The organism is Mycobacterium sp. IDUB_28, assembly GCF_055419285.1.
Map to the genome: position 1 here is coordinate 339,193 of NZ_JBVAXK010000004.1, position 20,583 is coordinate 359,775.

A 20,583-nucleotide genomic window follows, 5' to 3' on the forward strand; every position below is an offset into this window, starting at 1 on the left:
CTGGGCGGTAACCTGTCACGGTGCAGATCCTGGTCGTCGACAACTACGACAGCTTTGTGTTCAACCTGGTCCAGTATCTGGGCCAGCTGGGCGTCGAGGCCGCCGTGTGGCGCAACGACGACGCGCGCCTGGCCGATGCGAACGCCGTCGCCACCCAGTTCGACGGTGTGCTGCTCAGCCCGGGGCCGGGGACACCCGAGCGCGCGGGCGCCTCGATCAGCCTGGTCCGCGCGTGCGCCGAGTCCAGCACGCCCCTGCTCGGGGTGTGCCTGGGGCACCAGGCCATCGGGGTGGCGTTCGGTGCCACCGTCGACCGCGCACCCGAGTTGCTGCATGGCAAGACCAGCAGTGTGCTGCACACCAATGCCGGTGTGCTGCAAGGACTTCCGGATCCGTTCACGGCCACCCGGTATCACTCGCTGACCATCCTGCCGGAGTCGCTGCCAGCCGAGTTGGAGGCCATCGCGCACACCCGCAGCGGGGTGATCATGGCAGTGCGGCACACCGGTCTGCCCATCCACGGCGTCCAGTTCCACCCGGAGTCGATCCTGACCGAAGGCGGTCACCGGATGCTGGCGAACTGGCTCGCCTACTGCGGCTGGGTGCGCGACGACACGTTGGTGCGCCGCTTGGAGAACGAAGTCTCCACCGCGGTGCGGCCGCACTTCCCGGTCGAACCGTCCACCCGGCCGGCCGGAGTCACTGACCGAACTTCAGCGTGATCACGCCGTCCCGATTGACGCCGCTGCCGGCCGACGGGCTCTGAACCACGATCTTGTTGTGCAGCGGACCACCGGCGTCGACGTCGGGTCCCTTGTCCAGCACCCCGGTCCACCCCAGTGCACGCAACCGAGGCTCGGCATCCGTCCAGAACATGCCGGACAGATCCGGCATCACGAACTGATTGCCCTTGGATACCTGCAGTTCGATCACCGAGTCGACGGGGACCGTGGTGCCTGCCGGCGGATTGGTGGAGATCACGTCGCCGGCGGTGCGCGTGCTGTCCACCAACGCCTGACTGAACTTCGAAAAGCCGTACACGCTGAGGTTCTTCTGCGCCATCTCCAACGTCTGGCCCGCGACGTCGGGGATCTGCTTGGTCTCCGGACCCGAACCGATGATGATCGTGATCACGTTGGTGATCGCCGACGTCTGATTCGCCGGCGGGTTGGTCCCGATGACCTTGCCGGCCTGCTCCGCAGCGGACGGCGCCTTGGCTTCCTTGAACTTGCTGAAACCCGCGGCGGTGAGCTTCTTGACCGCTTCGGCGTAGGTCAGCGACGACACGTCGGGCAGCTCGCGCTGCTCGGGACCGGTGGAGACGTTGATGGTGATTTCGTCGCCCGCGCCCACCGAGGCGTTGGCGATCGGGTCGGTGCCTATGACGTGGTCGGGCAGGATCGTCGAGTCGGGTTTTTGTTGGGTGCGCGTCTTGAAACCCTTGTTCTGCAGCGCGGCGATCGCGTCCGCCGACGCTTGGCCGCGCACGTCGGGAACCTGGACGTTGCGGGGATTGCCACCGAAAGTGTTGATCGCGATGGTGACCACGATCGTGAGCACCGCCAGTACCGCCACCGCGGCCACCCAGCGACCCACTGACCCCGCACCCCGGTTGTCGGATTCGTCGAAGTTCTGCCGGGGCAGCGGGTCGGTCCGCGGTCCGGTGTGGCTGGGACCCGAGTAGGACATATATGCCTTGCGCTCGGCGCCGGTCAGCACCTTGGGAGCTTCAGGGGCCTCGCCGTTGTGCACCCGGACCAGGTCGGCCCGCATCTCGGCGGCCGTCTGATACCGGTTCTCCGGGTTCTTGGCCAAGGCTTTGAGCACGACGGCATCGAGGTCGGCGGAAACTCCTTCGTGCCGTTCCGAGGGCGGCACCGGATCTTCGCGGACGTGCTGGTAGGCCACCGAGACCGGTGAGTCACCGGTGAAAGGTGGCTCCCCGGTGAGCATTTCGTAGAGCACACAGCCCAGCGAATACACATCAGAGCGGGCATCCACCGGGTCGCCGCGGGCCTGCTCGGGCGACAGGTACTGCGCGGTCCCTATCACCGCGGCGGTCTGGGTGACGCTGTTGCCGCCGTCGGCGATTGCCCGGGCGATGCCGAAGTCCATCACCTTCACCGCGTTGTTGGCGGAACTGATCATGATGTTCGCCGGCTTGACGTCGCGGTGGATGATGCCGTTCTGGTGGCTGAAGTTCAGCGCCTGGCAGGCGTCGGCGATCACCTCGATGGCCCGCTTGGGCGTCATCGGGCCTTCGGTGTGCACGATGTCGCGCAGGGTCACGCCGTCGACGTACTCCATCACGATGTACGGCAACGGTCCGGCCGGTGTCTCTGCCTCGCCGGTGTCGTACACCGCGACGATCGCCGGATGGTTGAGCGCGGCGGCATTCTGCGCTTCACGCCGGAACCGCAGGTAGAAGCTGGGGTCGCGAGCGAGGTCGGCGCGCAACACTTTGACCGCGACGTCGCGGTGCAACCGCAGGTCGCGGGCGAGGTGAACCTCGGACATACCTCCGAAGCCGAGGATGTCGCCCAGTTCGTAACGGTCGGACAGATGCTGAGGGGTTGTCATCCTGGGGTCCCGAATTGAGCCGGCATCCCAGGGATACCCGTTTCCCCACTGTCAGTCCAATGACTGACCGACGCGCTTCCGGTGTTGTTCACCGTCGGCGGCACCTGTTGCTGCTGTGCGGTGTCGTTCTTCGAAATGACGATCAGCACCGCGATGATGATCGCCAGCGCGCCGAGTACCCCGGCCGCCCACAGCAGCGCCCGCTGGCCGGAGGAGAACGTCCGCCGGGCCGGCGGCGGCCGGCGACCCGAGGTGGCCTGCGAGCGGCGTGGCGCGGCGGTGCGGCTGGTGGAGGACGCGGGCGCGATCCGCGCCGGGGCGGCCGACGGGACCGCCGCCGGGGCGGCCCGGCCGGCCGGTGGGGACGCGCTGGGTCGGGGTGGTCGCCGGCCGGCTCGCACCGCGGCCACCGCGTCGGCGAACGGTCCCCCGCTGCGGTAGCGCTGGCTGGGATTCTTCACCAGGGTGATCTCGATGAGCTCGCGCACATTGGGCGGCAGATCATTGGGCAACGGTGGCGGCGGCTCCTTGATGTGCTTCATCGCCACGGTCAGCGCGCCGTCCCCGGTGAACGGCCTTTTGCCCGAAACCACTTCGTAGCCAACAACTCCCAGCGCGTAGACGTCACTGGCCGGTGTCGCGTCGTGGCCCAGGGCCTGCTCGGGCGCGATGTACTGGGCGGTGCCCATCACCATGCCGGTCTGGGTGACCGGTGCGGCGTCGACGGCCTTGGCGATACCGAAGTCGGTGATCTTCACCTGACCGGTAGGGGTGATCAGGATGTTGCCGGGCTTGACGTCACGGTGCACCAGACCGTTGGTGTGCGCGATCTGCAGCGCGCGGCCGGTCTGCTCGAGCATGTCCAGGGCGTGCCGCAGCGAGAGGCGGCCGGTGCGTTTGAGCACCGAGTTCAACGGTTCACCGTTGACCAGCTCCATGACCAGGTAGGCGGTGCGGCCTTCGCCGTCCAGCTGGCTTTCGCCGTAGTCGTGCACCTGGGCGATACCGGGATGGTTGAGCATCGCAGTGGTGCGGGCCTCGGAGCGGAACCGTTCGATGAACTCCGGGTCCTGTGAGAATTCCTGCTTGAGCACCTTCACGGCGACGCGCCGACCCAGGCGGCTGTCCACCGCTTCCCAAACCTGGCCCATGCCGCCGGTGGCGATGAGCCGCTGCAGGCGGTAACGACCCGACAGCGTCACCCCGACGCGCGGACTCATGGTCCCCCCTGCAACGCAGCTTCGATCACTGCCCGTCCAATCGGCGCGGCGACCGCGCCGCCGGTCGCGGACAGGCGATCACCACCGTTTTCCACCAGCACCGCCACGGCAATCTTCGGCGCCTGCGCGGGCGCGAAGGCGATGTACCACGCGTGCGGTGGCGTGTTCCGCGGGTCGGAGCCGTGCTCCGCGGTGCCCGTCTTCGATGCGATCTGCACGCCGGGGATGGCCCCTTTCTGCTGTGCGACTTTCTCGGCGCCGACCATCAGCTCTGCCAGCTTAGCGGCGACCTGCGGCGAAACTGCGCGGCGCTGCTGATATGGCGCAGTGCTGCTGATGTTGGCCAGGTCGGGTCCCTTGAGGCTTTCTACCAGGTAGGGCCGCATCAAAATGCCGCCGTTGGCGATCGCCGCGGCAACCTCGGCGTTCTGCAACGGTGTGAGCGCGACGTCCTTCTGCCCGATGCTGGTCATGCCCAGCGCGGCACCATCGGCGATGGGGCCCACGGTCGATTCGGCCACCTGCAGCGGGATCGGCGCCGGGGTGTCGTCCAGGCCGAACGCCCGGGACACGCTGCGCATCGCCTCGGCGCCGGTGAGCAGTCCGAGCTGGACGAAGGCGGTGTTGCAGGACTTGGCGAACGCCTCGTTCAGCGGCACGGTCTGACCTGGCCCACACGGGGTGCCGTCGTAGTTCTCCAACGTGGCGGTGCTGTTGGGCAACGGAATTTTGGCCGCTGCCGTCAGCGGCGCGGTCTCACTGGTGCCGGCGGCCAGGGCCGCGGCGGTGGTGATCACCTTGAACGTGGAACCGGGCGGGTATGTCTCCGAGATCGCCCGGTTGACCAGCGGATTGTCGGCGCTGTCCCGGAGGCGCTGCCAGGCTTGCGCCTGGATGTCGGGATTGTGCGACGCCAGCAGGTTCGGGTCGTAAGACGGTGCGGACACCAGGGCCAGGATCTTGCCGGTCGAGGGTTCCAGCGCGACGACGGCGCCCTTGCACGGGGAGCCGCTGCAGCCTTGCCGCATCGCGTCCCAGGCGGCCTGCTGCACACGCGGGTTGATGGTGGTGTCCACGTTGCCGCCGCGCGGGTCGCGACCGGTGAAGAAGTCAGCCAACCGCCGGCCGAACAACCGTTCGTCGGACCCGTTGAGCAGCGGATCCTCGGCCCGTTCGAGGCCGGCGCTGGAATAGCGCAGCGAGTAGAAGCCGGTGACGGGCGCGTACACCTCGGGGTTGGGGTACACCCGCAGGAAACGGAACCGGCTGTCGGTGGCGACCGAATACGCCAGCAATTGGCCGCCCGCGATGATCTGGCCCCGCTGGCGCGAGTATTCGTCGAGCAGCACACGCTGATTGCGCGGGTCGGCCCGCAACCCGTCGGCGGTGAAGACCTGCGTCATCGTGGCGTTGAGCAACAACAGCACGATCAGCGCCATCACGGTCACCGAAATCCGGCGCAGCGAGGTGTTCATACGCGCTCGATGACCTCGGTGCTGGCCGCCGCGATCGGCGACTTCTTGCGGGGACGGGTGCGCACCGGACGCCGGGCGCCGTCGGAGATGCGGGCCAAGATGGCCAGCAGCACATAGTTGGCCAGCAGCGACGACCCGCCGTAGGACATCCAGGGCGTGGTCAATCCGGTCAACGGAATCAGCTTGGTGACCCCGCCGACCACGATGAACAGCTGAATCGCCAGCGTCGAGGCCAGACCGGCGGCCAGCAGCTTGCCGAAGCTGTCACGAGTGGCGATCGCGGTGCGCATGCCGCGGATGATGACGATGGTGAAGAGCATCAAAATGCTGGCCAGGCCCACCAGACCCAACTCCTCGCCGAACGCGGCGATGATGAAGTCGGTGGACGCCGCGGGCACGGTGTCGGGCTGGCCGTTGCCCAGACCGGTGCCGAAGATCCCACCGGTGGCGAAACTGAACAGCGCCTGCACCATCTGGTAGCCGTCCCCGTCGGGATCGGCGAACGGGTCCAGCCAGGTCTGGACCCGCACCTGGACGTGGCTGAACGAGTAGTAGGCGACCACACTGCCGAGCGCGAACAACACCAGCCCGAGCACCACCCAGCTGAACCGTTGCGTCGCCAGGTAGACGAGCACCAGAAACGACGAGTACAGCAGCAGCGAGGTGCCCAGATCCTTTTCGAAGACCATCACGCCCACCGAGATCGCCCACGCGGCCAGCAGTGGGGCCAGGTCGCGGGGGCGCGGCAGGTTCATCCCCATCACGTGCTTGCCGGCGCTGGTGAACAGGCTGCGTTTGGCGACCAATACCGCGGCGAAGAAGATCAACAGCAAAATCTTGGAGAACTCGGCGGGCTGGATGGAGAAGCCGGGCAGCCGGATCCAGATCTTGGCACCGTTCTGCTCGGACAGCGACTTGGGCAGCAGCGCGGGAATGACCAGGAAGACCAGACCCGTCAGGCCGCAGATGTAGCCGTAGCGGGCCAGTTGGCGGTAGTCCTTCAGAAGCGCCACCACCAGCGCGAACGCCACGACACCGAGCAGGGTCCACAGCATCTGCTGATTGGCGCTGGGGTGACCGTGCCGGCCCACCTCTTTATCCACCAGGTCCAGGCGGTGGATCATCACCAGACCCAGACCGTTGAGCAGCGCGACCACCGGCAGTAGCAGCGGATCGGTGAACGGCGCGAAACGCCGGAGAACCAGGTGGGCGAAGATGAACAGCGTCAGGAAGCCCAACCCGTAGCTGACCAGGTCCCAGTGCACGCCGCGCTCCTGGTTGGTCTCCACGATCACCAACGCGGCGACGGTGATCACCGTGGCGAACACCAGCAGCAGTAACTCGGAGTTGCGCCGGGTCGGCAGCGGAGGAGTCACCGCAACCGGTGCGGGCAATTCCGTTGTGGTCATGCCGCTGCCCGGCAGTCCACGCCTGGTGTCTGAGAGGGTTGCTGGGTTTCCGTTGCCGGCGGAGACGGCGGGGCGGGCGCTACCGGGGTGGTGCTGGACGAAGGCAGCGAGCTCTGCGCCGGCGTGGTCGGAGTCGTCGACGGGGCCGTGGAGCTGGTGGCCGGCGGCGTCGAGCCGTTGCCGGGTTCGGGGGTGCCCCTGCTGTTGGTGGACGGGGCTGTTGGCTCTGTCGACGACGTGCGCTGCTGCGGGCACTCCGGCAGCAACTGCTTGGACAGGTCGCGCAGCTTCTGGCGAGCACCGTCCAGCGAGTCGGCCAGAATCCCGTCCTGCACCGATTTCCGGGCCGACGGATTGAGGTACTCCAGCTTCACCGGCCGGCACTGCTGTCCGGCGGGAGCCTCGGAGATCTCGTTGCCTTTCAAGCAGCTCGACGAGTGCGTGTCGTGCAGGGAGATACCCAGCAGCGATCCCTGGACCCCCCGCATGATGACCACCGTGCCGTTGTCGTTGGCGACGTAGTAGTTGTTGCCGATGATGAGCTTGGCGATGAACACGCCGGCCAGCAGCACCAGCACCGCCAGCACGGCGGCCAGAATGATCCGGCGCCGCGGCCAGCGCGGCTTGCTCGGCGGTTCTGCTTGCGGCGCAACGCGTTTGGTGACCTCTTTGCGGGGTCGGATCGCTGATGCGCGGCCGGCCGCGGTGTTGGGGAGCGTCAGCTGGTCCTCGTCGCTGTCGCCGGACACCGCGCCGGCCAGGATCGGCTGGGTCTGGCCGAACTCGTCGTCCACGACGTCGGCGACCACCACCGTGACGTTGTCGGGCCCCCCGCCGCGCAACGCGAGTTCGATCAACCGGTAAGCGCTTTCGGCGACATCGGCGATCTGCAGTGCTTCGGCGATGGTCTCGTTGCTGACCGGGTCGGACAGACCGTCCGAGCACAGCAGGTAGCGGTCACCGGCGCGGGCTTCGCGCATCGTCAGGGTCGGCTCCACCTCGTGACCGGTCAGCGCCCGCATGATCAGCGACCGTTGCGGGTGGCTGTGGGCCTCCTCGGCGGTGATGCGTCCTTCGTCGACCAGGGTCTGCACGAACGTGTCGTCTTTGGTGATCTGCGTCAGTTCGCCGTCCCGGAACAGGTAGCCGCGCGAGTCACCGATGTGGGCCAGTCCGAGACGGTCCCCGGCGAACAGGATCGCGGTGAGGGTGGTCCCCATCCCTTCCAGATCGGGTTCCATCTCGACCTGCGCGGCGATCGCGGAGTTGCCCTCGCGAACCGCGGCGTCGAGCTTGGCCAGCAGATCGCCGCCGGGCTCGTCGTAGTCCAATGGCGCCAGCGCGCCGATCACCAGTTGCGACGCCACCTCGCCGGCGGCGTGCCCGCCCATGCCGTCGGCCAGGGCCAACAACCGTGCACCGGCATACACCGAGTCCTCGTTGTTGGACCGCACCAGGCCGCGATCGCTGCGGGCCGCATAGCGCAATACCAGCGTCACGGGCGCAGCTCGATCGCCGTCTTGCCGATCCGAACCGGCGTACCTATGGGAACTCGTACCGCAGTCGTCACCTTCGCCCTGTCAAGGTAAGTGCCGTTCGTCGACCCTAAATCTTCCACATACCATTCCGAACCGCGTTGAGACAGCCTGGCGTGCCGCGTCGACGCGTAGTCGTCAGTCAACACCAGGGTCGAATCGTCCGCGCGTCCGATCAACACCGGCTGTCCGCTGAGGGTGATCCGGGCACCGGTCAGCGCGCCCTCCGTCACGACCAGGTAGCGCGCGGAGTCGCGCCGCTGCCGCGGGGACAGCAGACTGCCCCGCAACGCCAGCCCGCGCCGCACCATGACCGCTCCGGTGGGGGCGTAGATATCGGTGCGCAGGATCCGCAGCACCGACCAGATGAACAGCCACAACAACATCAGGAAGCCGGCACGCGACAGCTGCAGTACCAACCCCTGCATCTGACGGTCCTTTCCGTGCCGGCATTGCCCACCCCCTGCCCGCGAGACCGAGCACCTCAGCAAAGACACGATACTGGGACGGTGGTCGCCGTGGGGAGAGGCTCGACAGCGTGAGCGTGTGGCTCAGTGGATGCGGACGATGATCTCGGAGTGACCGAGCCGGATCACGTCGCCGTCAGCTAGTTGCCACTCCTGCACCGGTGCGTTGTTGACGGTGGTGCCGTTGGTCGAATTCAGGTCCGAGAGCAATGCGACCTGACCGTCCCAGCGGATCTCCAGGTGCCGGCGGGAAACCCCGGTGTCGGGCAGCCGGAACTGGGCGTCCTGGCCGCGCCCGACGATGTTCGAGCCGTCGCGAAGCTGATAGGTGCGGCCGCTGCCGTCATCGAGCTGCAGGGTGACCTGCGCTGCGGCGGAGCCGTAACCGCCCTGCCCGTAGCCGCCGTAGCCACCGCCCTGCCCGTAGTCCGAAGCCGGCGGCTGCCCGTAGTCGGAGGCCGGCTGCTGGCCCTGAGCGCCGTAGTCGTAGTCCCGGCCGGCGGGGTCGCCGTAACCGCCCTGTTGAGGCGCGTATCCGGCCGGCGAGGCTTCGGCGTACTGGGTGTAGGCCCCGGCGTCGTAATCCTGTCGGCCGTAGCCGCCGCCCTGCTGATAGCCCTGGTCCTGGTAGCCGCCCCCCTCGGGGTAGGCCGAGCGCTGCGGCTCCGGCGGAGCCGGCGGGGCGCCGTAGCCGGCGTCCTGGCGGGCGGGCTCACGGCCGTAGTCACCGTAATCGCCGTAACCGCCGCCCGGTGGCTGACCGTACCCACCCTGCTGGTAGCCCTGGTCCTGGCCGTAGCCGCCCTGACCGCCGTAGCCGCCACCGGGCGGACCTTGGGGCGTAGCGGGTGGCGCAGCTTCGTGGGTGGGCGCGTAGCCGCTCTGGCCCGGCTCGCCGTACCCGCCGTGCCCCTGGTCCGGGTAGCCGCCCTGGTCGCCGTAGCCACCCTGCTGGCCGTAACCGCCTTGCTGGCCGTAGCCGCCCTGGTCGCCGTAGCCACCTTGCTGGCCGTAGCCACCTTGCTGGCCGTAACCGCCCTGGTCGCCGTAACCGCCCTGGTCGCCGTAACCGCCCTGCTGGCCGTAGCCGCCCTGGTCGCCGTATCCACCCTGCTGGCCGTAGCCGCCCTGGTCCGGGTAACCACCCTGCTGGCCGTACCCGCCCTGCGGCGGGTATCCCTGCTGCGGTGGGTAACCGCCCTGTTCCGGCGGGTAACCGCGCTGGTCGTCCTGCCGTCCGTAGCGGTCGTCGTAATACTCGTCGGGCCGCCCCTGACCGCGGTAGCCTGGGTTGTCAGTCATCGGTCGTACTCCTGGTTCTGCGCCAAACGCATCATCTGATTGTGGCGGGGCGGAATCGGTATCCGTCGGGCGGGGCTCGACGTCGGGGTTGACAGCCCCGCGGGCGCGGAACTGGCCTGTATGCAGGTTCGCGGAATGCTCGAACCGGACGACCACATCACCATACGTTTGCCACCCCTGTTCCTGGATAAAGTCCGCCAAGTACCGAGCAAAAGCGCTCGACGTGAGATCCGGATCGGCGTTCAACTTCTCCGAGTCGTGCACACTGAGGGTAATGATGTATTCGTTGGGTGCCAAAAGGCGATTTCCCTGCAGTGACCGGACGCCGTCGCTCGCTTCGCGCCGCAGCAGCGCCTCCACCTCTTGCGGCACAATCGATCCGCCGAAGACCCGAGCAAACGCATCACCGACGGTCGCCTCGAGTTTGCGCTCGATGCGCTGAACTAGCCCGCGTTGGCCACCCATCGTTGCGCGCTCGCTTCACTCTGTGCCAGGGATCGTCGGCGGAGGGCAAACGACTCGGCCGAGTGCCGTCATCGTATCGGGATACCGCCATGCTGCGGCACCGTGAGATTCCTGGGAATCACATCGATACTGATCAGAGACCTTATTACCGCGGCGACGCCGGTCGAGCCCGCCGAGCGGTTGGGGCGCGCGGCTACTAGAGTGATATGGTCCTCCGGTTGTTCGGGCGAGTGGCGGAATGGCAGACGCGCTGGCTTCAGGTGCCAGTGTCCTTCGGGACGTGGGGGTTCAAGTCCCCCTTCGCCCACAGTGAGCGGTTGTACGTAACCGCAGCGCTAAGGTCACGAACTCGAAAGGGTTCGTGACCTTTGTGTTGGGTGGGGTTAGTTGCCGGATTCTCCGAATTTTTCGGTTCCGGGATGTGCACTCTTGAGTCCCTTATTGAGGCCCTTCTTCTGGGATCGTCATCTCCTATCAACGAGTTTCCAACTATCGAGGTGCGGTAAGGCTGGGTCAGATGACCGAGCTCCTGATCCGTCAGCATGTCGATCGCGAGAAACGCGGTGGTAGTTCCACGTGACTTGCCTCGAACGCGGGTCCTTGGCCCGAGATCGCTTTACCCGCGGCCACTCCGGGCAGGTCTAGTCGGTGCTGCAAGCTCGTTCGATCGGCTTGGCTCAGCACCCCAATTGCTGTGGCGTCACGACGTCGACGAGAGAGCCAATTGCGGATGCACGCATCACCTCGGCGGCATGCGCGGGGTCTTGGGCAAAAAGCACGATGGCCAGCGACTCCTTGGCTCGCGAAATGCAGACGTAGAACAGACGCCGCGTCCGTTCGAGCGCCGAGTCCTTGCCCTGAGATTGGTTTTCGAGGTCAGTTGCCGAGAGAGGTTTCAGGCCGAAGAGTTTGTCGTACGAGTACAAATTGAACCTGCCCTCGTCGTCGTCAAGAACAACTACTACTCGCTCGAACTCGGCGCCCTTTGACCCGTGTTGCGTGGAGTAGGGAGATTCCTGGTTGACGTAGGTGTAGTAGCCGCTGAGCTCATCGACGGTGCACTGAGTCATCGCATCGAGCACGCGGTGCGTCCGCTCATCGAGGACGACGTCTCGGTGTTCGCCTGCCGGCTCCAGGTAGGCGCTCATCCGCGGATCGACTTCAAGGAGCCCACGCGTAACGGAAAACTTGAGGAGTTCCCCGAGCGTCGCGTGCGCCTCATCCCCCGCAAGTCCCTTAAGTTCCTCTACCGCTGAGCGGGTTTCAGCGAGCGCGGTTCTGAGTTCGCGTGACGTTCGTGCGTTCCGGATTTTAGGGCTGTGCTGTTTGAGGGTGGCCAGCACCGTTGGCGAACCAGGTGTATCAGCCAGATGCAGCGGAAGGATGACATCGCGGAATGGGGTGAGCGGCCACGCGTTGCCTTCGGTAAACGTTTCCGAAAGGCTGCTGGACCCGTGGTCGTTGAATGCCGCATATAGACCGTCGAATCCGAGCCGGCGTGCGGCCATGCGGTGCGCGATCATGAGCACTTTCGTGCCGCCCTCGCTGGCGCTGCGCGTCCAGTCGCCAGCACGAGCGTGGTCGGTGAGCCAGACGCGGGCCCGCTCAAGGTTCTCACTGCGATGGTCGTCGGACGGCAGGACGAAGCAGAAGGTATGACCTTCGGACTGCCGATCTGGGCGACCGCTGACCTGTTGGACGGCGTCGCCTTCGGCTCGCACTGCGTTGACGCATGCAAGCACTCGCCGAGACGAACGGAAGTTCTCCGGTTTGTCGATGTTGCCCCAATCAGGTTCTCGCTCGATGCGTCCGATGCCTTGCGAATAGATTTGCTGCATCGGATCCCCAAAGAATCCGAGACACATCTGACCCTGCGCAAGTGCGCAGACGTGTTTCAAGCAGGCCACTACTTCCGGGAAGGTGTCCTGGCTTTCATCGACGAACACATACGGGAACTGACGGAAAACCAGACGAGCCAACAGGTCTCGCGACTGGATCAATTCTGGGACCATGTTGAGTATGTCGGTGTGCCCAAGGACGCCACGGGTGTAGTCGCTGCCTACGCCGTAGGTCCAGTGCAACACGCTCGGCACTGCATTCTTTTGGTTGAGCCGCCTCTCGAGGTCGGCTGAGTCTTTGTCAATTGTGGTCTGACGCGTTCTGCTGGAGTATTTAGCCTGTTTGTCCTTCAGCTCGGAAATTTGGTCCGCGATTCGTCCCAGTACCCACAGACCTATGTCCTTCTGAAACGGCCGCACCAAGGCCCACAGAAAGCTATGAATGGTGGACACAGAGGCCAGCGGATCGTTGCCGAGATCGGCGTGGATCTCTTGCGCGGCTACCTCGGTATAGGTAATACAAGCGACCCGCTGCGTCTTCTTAAGTAGCGTTGGCCCCCGCGTCGCGGTGATGTGAGCGAGCGCTTTGACCAGAGAGGTCGTCTTGCCGGAGCCAGCGCCTGCGATGACACAGAAGCCGACGGCGTGGTCGAGATCAAGTATTTCTCGGATCTGGCGGTCTGCCTCGGTGTCCGGCGCGTCGAGTCTCGAGGTCATTGCGTGACCGTGGGTTGTGCCGCATCGCCGACGGCATCGTTCGTGATTGGGATTGGGACTTCGAGCTTCGCCCGTAGCCACTCCAAACCCTCAACGATGTAGGCAGGCGCCGTCCACGGGCGGTCGACTGTGGCGATGACACCTATGGCAAATCGTGTCTTATCGAAACTCGGACTTTTGACGCGGTTGAAGAGTTTGGCGTGTAACTGCGAGATCGATAGATCAATTGCTTTCGGAATCTTAAGACCCAGAGTCTTTCCGGCAGCACTTTGCGTCCATTCGAGGTTCTGCAGTGCGAAAGCCTCTTCTAGGGTGCGTCCGACGCGCTCTTCCGTCTCTGTCTGCCACGACACCGGTTGCAAGGTCTGAAATGCCACGCGCACCAGACCGACCGATCCCCCTGGTCCGAGGGGTGCCTTGGCGTCCTCATCGGCAGCCAATAGGTCATCAATCGTGTCCAACTTCGGAAGCCATTGTCGAAGCGTCTGATTGGACGACAAGGCGCCAGGTGTATCGACCATGCACGCTGCCCCATTCGCGTCACTGTCTTCCTCGTCCTGCTCCTGATCTTCGTGAGGCGAAGTCGGCGGCACAACGCTATCAAGGTCGGTGATGACGAGGGTCGGGAGGCCTAGGAACGCAACAAGATTCTCGAATCGATGCGCGAAGGCACCGCCAACTTCAAGAATCGTCAAGTGGCGTGAGCGCAAGGCAGGCACGAATCGCTCGATCACTGCGGGCAGAATTAGACGCTCAACGTTGCCTTCAACTAAGACAGCTGCATCCGCGAAGAATAGGTCGCAGTGAGTGAGCTTAATGTACTGCTGGAGGAATTCGCGAGTCGCCTGCTCCTCATTCTGATGAAACGTCGAAAGGTTTTTCACGTCGGTGAGGTGTAGACCGTTCGGCGAGGATGACCGGCAGAAGTACCGGATCGGCGTGAAATTGCTCTCATAGATTATGTGCGGCGAGTGCGTGGTGACGACCAATTGCGTATCGAAGCCGGTTTCGGGAGCGGGAAGAATCTGCAATATCTTGCGGATGAAGACTTGCTGTAGCTGCGCGTGAAGGTGAACCTCGGGCTCTTCGATCACCACCAGATGAACTGGAGGGCGGTCCATCTCGGCGTCGGCCCACGTTTGATGGAAATCAAGTACTTCGACCACCATATAGATGAGGTTTTTGAAGCCCAGACCATTGTACTGATCGGGCAGTGTCTGATCGGGGGTCTGTGGGCCGGTTTGCCCGGCAAGAGAGTAATGGATCTTGGCACTTGTGTTGAGAATGTTGTGTGCGTCGAAGGAAGCCTTGAGAACTAGACCTGGGTTGGTCACGCCCGGATAACCGAGTTCGCCTAGGCGATCCAGTGTCGGACCGAAGACATCAGCGAAATGTGCGTTTAACTTTTCTTCGGAATCGGCGATCGCCGCCAGCGCATCCAGATCATTCTCTAGTTTTTGCAGATTCCGCTCGTAGAACCGGCTCATCCGTTTGGAGAGATCTTCGCTGCGGCCCCGGGAATCGACGTCGGACAAATGACGCTGGGCGTTGAGGAAGTCAACCCGCACGATCGAGTCGATAACTTTCGCAGCCCCACTGCTGTGCGTTCCCATGAAAAATGGTTCGTAGCCGTCGTCGGGTCGAAAGTCGTCGTCATGACGATTGAAATCCAGAACAAAATATTTGATCTCGTATTCTTGAGGCAACCGTTTGGTCAAGTAATCCAGCATGGTCTGCGGCCAGGGCTTATATGCACTCGCGTTTTCTCCGATTTCCCTTTCCGCTTTCGCGCGGGCCTCAATGTAGTTGCTAACGAGTTGTTGGCCATCGCGGGGCGCGTAGGTCATACGGACGCCGACCGGTTCTCCTGCCCAGTCGAGACTAGGAAGGATATTCAGCACGCGATGCAGGTTGTCATCGTCAACGTCGAACCAGAGGTCGAAGGTAATCTGAGGGAAGTCGGTGTCGGGGTTTCCTGTGGAAGGTTGGAAAGAGCTGAACTGCTCCCAGCAATCGCCAGTAAAGTCGTAAACCTGGAACGGCACCCGTGGTTGACCTAGAAACATCTGAAACAGTTGGGTGGCCGATGTCTTGCCGCTATTGTTCGCGCCGACGAAGATCGTTCGTTCCGGGTCTAGGTGGACTAGCACCTCCTTGAGGCGCCGAAAGTTTGTGGCACGGAAGCATTTGATCTGCACAACCATCTCCAAATTTGGCTCGGCCGAGCCAGTCGCTGTGAACCTCGAGTACCGCTAGCGGAGCAAGGCGGCGACCCCTGCGGGCAAAAAAGAGCACACGATGATGGTCGGATTTCTGCCCCTCCCCAGCGCCACCGCCTGGTCCTGCAGTAGCTCCGCATGGCGAGCACTGAGTTGACCCCCTGAGGCGAAGTCAGTACGCACGGCACGTTGACCCCCACAATCAAGCACGTGCTTAGCTGGTGAACGAAATGAGACCCTACCGGCTTGTACAGCGTCGCCGGCGCGGGATCGTGGATTCGGATCAACCGAGGGGTGTGCCAGCGAGAAGGCGCTCTACAGCGGCATGCGCCGTTGGTCAGCCTGGTGGCAGCTCCGCCTCTCAGCCGGGAAGCGTCATCGTCGCGATGTACTCGTCGTCCTTCACGTGGTCGTAGAGCGCAGTGTCGGGCATTAGATTCCAATCGTGGCCGAGGAACAGCGCCACGCCAGCCGGCGCCGACATAAACAGGTGCACACGCAGCGCCCGCAACTCTCTAACCTCGGATCGGGCGAGATCCCTTGCCTTTCTTGCCCAGTCGACGCTCCACTCGGGTCCCGGTACCGAACTGCGGCCTGGCCCCGACGGTGTGGATACCGTTATTAGCTTTCCGACGGGTAGGCCGGACTGCTTGATATAGCCTCTGACGTCCTCGGTGGGGTCGTAGGTCAAGCCGATCGCGACGGCGAGGTCAGCACCGAGACCGAGGTCGGCTGCAGCAAGCAGGTGCAACTCCGCCGGCTTGTGTTGGACAGCGGTTGACCACAGTGTGCCGTGCTGCGTCGAAGACAGCACCCAGTTTCCAACGGAAGGAAACGTCCGGCCCACCGCGAAGTACATCGACAGGCGCATGTTCGCCTCGATATGCAGGTTCTTTGTTCCGAACGGTTCTAGGCTTGTCTTCGCGGCCTTAAGAGCGGGCAAGACCCGTTCGGTCCATGCCGAGGGGTCCTTGAGCTGTCGGCGATTGAACGGGTCGTCTCCCTCGTACAAGTCCAGGATGTCGATGGTGGCGTTTGCGGCGGTCGAGAGGGCAGAGCGGTCGATGGCGTTGACTGCTAAAACGAGTTCACCTTCACGGGCCAGCAGGTTCCTCGCGGTCAGTTCGCGCTGAAGGTCGGCCCGGGTGCGGATTCCTGCGCCTTCCTTGACCCATGTCCGGACGATGTCGACTCCGAGCGTGACGGCGTCTGAATCACCACGGAACCCGGCGTTGCGCAGCTTCGCGCCAGCCCGATCTCGCCATGAGGACTCGGCTTCGGCGCGCACGAAGTCGATGGCCGTCAGGAAGTTCTTTAGATCGACCACAGTGATGTCGAGATGGCTGGCCCACTCCTTGAGGCGCTTCCCTCCGGTTGAGCGCGGCCCGAGGTTGTCGAGCTTCTCCCGAGGGATTCGGTTGGTTGTACCGCTGATGCATTTGAGAACAGGATCGGCATGATCGAAGTTCTTGTTCGACATCAACCGCAGAACGAACGGCCTTCCTTGCGCGGTCAGACTCTCCCAAGTGGCATAAAAGTGCTGCAGAGGGCTTTTGCCGCGCTCGGTTCGCTGTTTGAGGAGCCAGTCGTTATCGATTGCGGCTTCCAGGTACACACCGGACTTCACCTGGTCATACTCATGCGGGCCTCCCGAGGAGTCCGTTGCTCGCAGGACGATGTCGTCGAAGGCGCCGCCATTGGCGTCCTCGACGCTGACTGACTCGTAGGTGGCGTCGGTGAGTACCTGTGCAGCTCGGTAGAGGCCGATCGCGTAGTGGTAGTCGTCACCGCGGACGATGGCGCCGTGCGCTGGAATGCTCACAACGCGGCTACGTCACTGAAGGCGGGCGACGGGGGGAGGTCTTCGGCCACCGTGATGACGAGGTCCGCTGTGATCGGCGAGTCTGGGTATGCCGCAATGATTACGGTCGGCACAAGACGCTGGGTCAGGTCCGAATAGGTGAAGCCCGGCCGGTCTTGGCGTTCTCCCGTAGCGATCACCAGCTTTTCGATCGTATCTTCTGCGAGATCGAACCCAGTGAATGCGCTCGTGAGAACATGACGGCGCTGCTCTTCGTTCGGGCGATCGAAGACGAAAATTTGAGCCGCCCGTCGCTTGACCGCGGGGTCGATCGCGGCGAGGCGATTGGTGCACATAACGATCAGCAGCGGTATGTCGCTGCTGGCGAATCCGTCGATGCCGGCTAGAAAAGCATCGACGCCAGCGCGGTCTTCATGGTGCATCTGGCTTGCCTCGCGCGATTGCACAAGCGCGTCGGCTTCATCAACTACCAGGATGGTGACGGCACGCAGTTTGCCGTCGGTCGATCGGCCGAGCCGGGCCTCTGTGCCGACCTTGTCCAAGGCCTCGCTAATGAGAGCAGTCATCTCGCCCACGTGTCCGGTGCCGCGAGCCGAAAGTTTCAGCCGATACAGGTTCACCTCCACGTCGAGAAAGGCGGCGAGATCGCAGCCGAAGCTCTCGGCGAGCGCGGACTTCCCGCACCCGACGTCGCCAGCGAACAGCAGTAGCGGAGCGCGGTCACGTAGCAGCGCGAATGCAGGGTGGTGGGGCTCGATATGGCAGTGATGCGTTGTGGCCCAACGAGTTAGCACAGTGGGGTCGGCGAGTATCGACGCCTCCTTCCGGAGGCGCTGTTTCACATCATCGAGGCCGATAAGCCGGTTGTACCGGTCCAGACGGACGGGTTCGGGCAAGGAAATGACGGGATGGAAGAGCTCATTGCTGCTGGTCACCTGAGTGACCTCCTTCGTATTGGGTAATCAACGCGTGCTGCGGGAGGGCGTGCGGCCCCACCGCGTGCGGGAGTGTTAGAACGCGGTGTAGACATTGCGACTGATGCCGTTACCGCTTCGGGAGTACTGGGAGGCGCCACTAAAACTGCCGGAGTTCGCGGTCGGTTCGATGCCCGGGGTACGGCATACGGGACTGATCCGCTCGAATTCGGCCCGCTGAGCGTCGGTTAAGGCACGGTAGGCCGAGCTCCGAGTGAGGTAGCTGCCGAATGAGTGGCCAGCGATGTCGTATGCGCTGGGTAGCCCGCCGGGGGTCTCGTCGCGGAGCTGGCCGCCGGCTGCGGCGGTATAACTCAACCGGAGGACCCAGCGTTCGCCGTCTTGAAACCCGAAGTCGACCTTTTCCAGGTAGCCGTGCTGGAGGTGTAGCGCGACCTCCTCGACGTACGCCTCAATATCGGGGCGCGAGGGGACCCCGTAGCGTGCGTTCAACCCGAGTAGGTCTGCGCCGAGCTTACTGGCGACGTACTTGGCGTCGGTATAGGTGAAGGTCGAGGACCGGGTCATTGACGAAGTCATGTCATGCTCCTTGGAAGCTTGGACCGAACACGGTCTGCCACGCCTCGACGGAGGCAGTTTTGGTCGGTGACATGCCGGCCCATGTGACCTGATCGAGCGCCTGAGAGCATCGATTCACGATCCGTTGACGGTCGTCATCCGTGTAGGACTTCGCGACGTTATTGGCTGGATTGACGGGGTCCCACACTTGCAACGAATCGTATGAAGTGGGGATTTCCGCCGGGTCGTAGTTGTCGCTGAACGTGATCGGCTCTTTGAGGCCGCTCTGAACGATGTAGCCAAGGAACTGCTCGAATGCCCGCGGATAGTCTTTGACTGCAAAGGGTTCGCTGTTCCAGCCGTTGTCGTAGAGATGCGCGACGATCAGCTCTGCCATAAAACTCTTGAACCGCAATTCCGGGCCGACGGCGGAGGATTCAAGCTTGGCTCGTTTGATGTATTGCTTGATCAGCCGAATGAGTTCCCGGTACTCGGCGCCGGCCTGGTCTTTGCGCTTCTTTAGGAAGTTCAGGTGCAACGTAACCGAGGTGAGGACACGGTCGCCGTTGCCGGTGATTAGATAGCCAAGATCGTCGGGCTCGTCCTCGTACAACACCGGCGCGACATCGATTTTCAAGCCCGAGCTGCGCATCGTGATCGCAACGGCGTGTTCAGAGATCTCGAAATCTGAGGCATCCTTCGTCGCCCCATAGACCTCTACGCAGCGCTCGCGCAGCCACTCGAGGAGCCCAGATTCATCGGCATTGACGCCCCCGACCGCCGAGGCGCGTACGTATGCCGCAATGTCGGTATCCGAGCTGGCACTGATAGCGGTGTGCTTCGCGACGCTGCCTGCAGCGCGCATCTTTACCAGGTTGTAGTCCGGATGTTCGGCAATGTACGCCTCGAGGCGGCTTCGCAAATGCGCGACCTGCTGCCTCCTGGCCTTCGCTTTGTCGCTCGGGACATTGACCCTCGCGACCGCGTACGCCGCGAGGTCTCGATGGGTTACGAAATCGTGCACTGTTCTCCTCAGATCGCTTCGAGCACTCGACGCAGAAGTTCGCCATTTGGAGGGGGTGATGTTGATCTCGCCAACTCAATGGGGCGGGGATCTTCCGCACCCTTCGTGCCTCACCTACGATCGAAGGCGACCAAGCAATACGACGTAGGCCCTGAGATCAGACATCGCGCCGACCTCAGGGCCTTCGTTTTGCCTGGAACTGCGGCTTCAGCAAAGCTGCTGAAGCTCGCTCTTACGTACTTCTCCGCTCTGACACGACGGCAGCATCGCTGCCCGGCCAATGCGGGATGAAGCCGGGGGCAACCCCTCCTTTCGGGCTTGTGGCTCCGATGTATAGGTGTCAGTCCCAAGACGTCCGTCGGGACTAAGCGGGTTTCATGACACCCATATTCTCGCTCGTTCCATTTTCGCGCAGATTAAATGAAAGAGCATCGGCGAGTCGCGGGTGCGAAACGATGAGAGTGTCGGCGTGCCTGGCATATCTAGCTGCACTGATTAGTTACCCTGAGTTCACGCGCAACGCGCAAATAAACTCCGCAACATGACGGGAGCAGGATATGACTGGCGATGTGGTCGGGCTCGCAGAGCATCGTGACGAAGCAGATCTGCAGTACTTGCAGGCAACCTGCGCGAATCCGAAGTGCGACGAACAGTTCCTGCGTGCCGTCGGTCCGGGTCGGCGAAAGGACTTCCACAGTGAAGAATGCCGCCGGACCGCAGAGCGAGAGCACCGCCGCATTGCCAGCTTGCTGGAGCACTACAACCGACAGGCCGACCAGATGCGCGCGCGCATGGCTGCGTATCTCCGTACCAACGGTGACGGCGAGCTGAACTCGCTCGGGCCGTCGGCGGCGGAGCTCGACCGGGCGCGAGTCGTGGTAGCAGAGGTACGAGGCATGGCACGGTTCCTGCAGAACCACCAAGAGGACTTCGCGCAGGACCTGTTGAGGCTTCTCGAAGCTGTTGAACCACTTGTGCGGTCGCCGCAGCTCACGTAGTCGGTGGCCCGAATCGAAC

The 20,583-nt window shown here is 63.7% G+C and carries 15 protein-coding genes and 1 tRNA gene; 3 read left to right on the forward strand and 13 right to left on the reverse strand.

Features of this window, described 5'->3' with window-relative positions:
• Positions 1-20 precede the first annotated feature (20 nt).
• Entirely contained in the window at positions 21-722 is a 702-nt protein-coding gene (locus ACZYZ9_RS11005; RefSeq protein ID WP_463826288.1) for an aminodeoxychorismate/anthranilate synthase component II, read from the forward strand.
• Here ACZYZ9_RS11005 and pknB read toward each other — a convergent pair.
• From pknB to ACZYZ9_RS11040, 7 genes are all read right to left on the reverse strand, one after another.
• Complete coding sequence (gene pknB / locus ACZYZ9_RS11010; protein WP_463826289.1) at positions 700-2,580, reverse strand: Stk1 family PASTA domain-containing Ser/Thr kinase; 1,881 nt, start codon at positions 2,578-2,580, stop codon at positions 700-702. The two genes, ACZYZ9_RS11005 and pknB, sit on opposite strands and share 23 nt — an antisense overlap.
• A complete protein-coding gene (locus tag ACZYZ9_RS11015) occupies positions 2,577-3,800 on the reverse strand; it encodes a serine/threonine-protein kinase (RefSeq protein WP_463826290.1) in 1,224 nt (407 codons plus the stop codon). Before ACZYZ9_RS11015 ends, pknB begins: the two co-directional genes overlap by 4 nt.
• On the reverse strand, positions 3,797-5,275 hold the full coding sequence (gene pbpA / locus ACZYZ9_RS11020; RefSeq protein WP_463826291.1) for a D,D-transpeptidase PbpA: 1,479 nt from the start codon (positions 5,273-5,275) through the stop codon (positions 3,797-3,799). Before pbpA ends, ACZYZ9_RS11015 begins: the two co-directional genes overlap by 4 nt.
• Positions 5,272-6,684 (reverse strand): FtsW/RodA/SpoVE family cell cycle protein, encoded by a 1,413-nt coding sequence (locus tag ACZYZ9_RS11025; protein ID WP_463826292.1) that lies wholly within the window; start codon positions 6,682-6,684, stop codon positions 5,272-5,274. The genes pbpA and ACZYZ9_RS11025 overlap by 4 nt, the downstream gene beginning before the upstream one ends.
• Positions 6,681-8,183: a PP2C family protein-serine/threonine phosphatase gene (locus tag ACZYZ9_RS11030; RefSeq protein WP_463826293.1), complete on the reverse strand. Its 1,503-nt coding sequence runs from the start codon at positions 8,181-8,183 to the stop codon at positions 6,681-6,683. Before ACZYZ9_RS11030 ends, ACZYZ9_RS11025 begins: the two co-directional genes overlap by 4 nt.
• A complete protein-coding gene (locus tag ACZYZ9_RS11035; RefSeq protein WP_463826294.1) occupies positions 8,180-8,647 on the reverse strand; it encodes an FHA domain-containing protein FhaB/FipA in 468 nt (155 codons plus the stop codon). The genes ACZYZ9_RS11030 and ACZYZ9_RS11035 overlap by 4 nt, the downstream gene beginning before the upstream one ends.
• A gap of 123 nt (positions 8,648-8,770) precedes the next feature.
• The gene (locus ACZYZ9_RS11040) at positions 8,771-10,453 is read right to left on the reverse strand and encodes a DUF3662 and FHA domain-containing protein (RefSeq protein WP_463826295.1); all 1,683 of its coding nucleotides are present in this window, start codon (positions 10,451-10,453) and stop codon (positions 8,771-8,773) included.
• Between the two features lie 224 nt (positions 10,454-10,677).
• On the opposite strand from ACZYZ9_RS11040, the gene ACZYZ9_RS11045 reads away from it, so the two are divergent.
• A tRNA-Leu gene (locus tag ACZYZ9_RS11045) sits at positions 10,678-10,760 on the forward strand.
• A 370-nt stretch (positions 10,761-11,130) separates the two neighbouring features.
• Here ACZYZ9_RS11045 and ACZYZ9_RS11050 read toward each other — a convergent pair.
• The 6 genes from ACZYZ9_RS11050 to ACZYZ9_RS11075 form a co-directional block, all read right to left on the reverse strand.
• Positions 11,131-13,008 carry a UvrD-helicase domain-containing protein gene (locus ACZYZ9_RS11050; RefSeq protein ID WP_463826296.1) on the reverse strand — a complete coding sequence of 626 codons (1,878 nt, stop codon included), beginning with the start codon at positions 13,006-13,008 and terminating at the stop codon, positions 11,131-11,133.
• Positions 13,005-15,212, reverse strand: a complete 2,208-nt coding sequence (locus ACZYZ9_RS11055) for an AAA family ATPase (protein WP_463826297.1) — start codon at positions 15,210-15,212, stop codon at positions 13,005-13,007. Before ACZYZ9_RS11055 ends, ACZYZ9_RS11050 begins: the two co-directional genes overlap by 4 nt.
• Before the next feature lie 376 nt (positions 15,213-15,588).
• Entirely contained in the window at positions 15,589-17,049 is a 1,461-nt protein-coding gene (locus ACZYZ9_RS11060; RefSeq protein WP_463826298.1) for an SAVED domain-containing protein, read from the reverse strand.
• Complete coding sequence (locus ACZYZ9_RS11065) at positions 17,046-17,984, reverse strand: AAA family ATPase (protein WP_463826299.1); 939 nt, start codon at positions 17,982-17,984, stop codon at positions 17,046-17,048. The genes ACZYZ9_RS11060 and ACZYZ9_RS11065 overlap by 4 nt, the downstream gene beginning before the upstream one ends.
• Before the next feature lie 75 nt (positions 17,985-18,059).
• A complete protein-coding gene (locus tag ACZYZ9_RS11070; protein WP_463826300.1) occupies positions 18,060-18,563 on the reverse strand; it encodes an HORMA-1 domain-containing protein in 504 nt (167 codons plus the stop codon).
• Between the two features lies 1 nt (position 18,564).
• Entirely contained in the window at positions 18,565-19,566 is a 1,002-nt protein-coding gene (locus ACZYZ9_RS11075) for a CBASS oligonucleotide cyclase (protein ID WP_463826301.1), read from the reverse strand.
• Between the two features lie 557 nt (positions 19,567-20,123).
• Between ACZYZ9_RS11075 and ACZYZ9_RS11080 the strand changes: the two genes are divergently transcribed.
• Positions 20,124-20,564 carry a hypothetical protein gene (locus tag ACZYZ9_RS11080; RefSeq protein ID WP_463826302.1) on the forward strand — a complete coding sequence of 147 codons (441 nt, stop codon included), beginning with the start codon at positions 20,124-20,126 and terminating at the stop codon, positions 20,562-20,564.
• Positions 20,565-20,583: the final 19 nt, after the last annotated feature.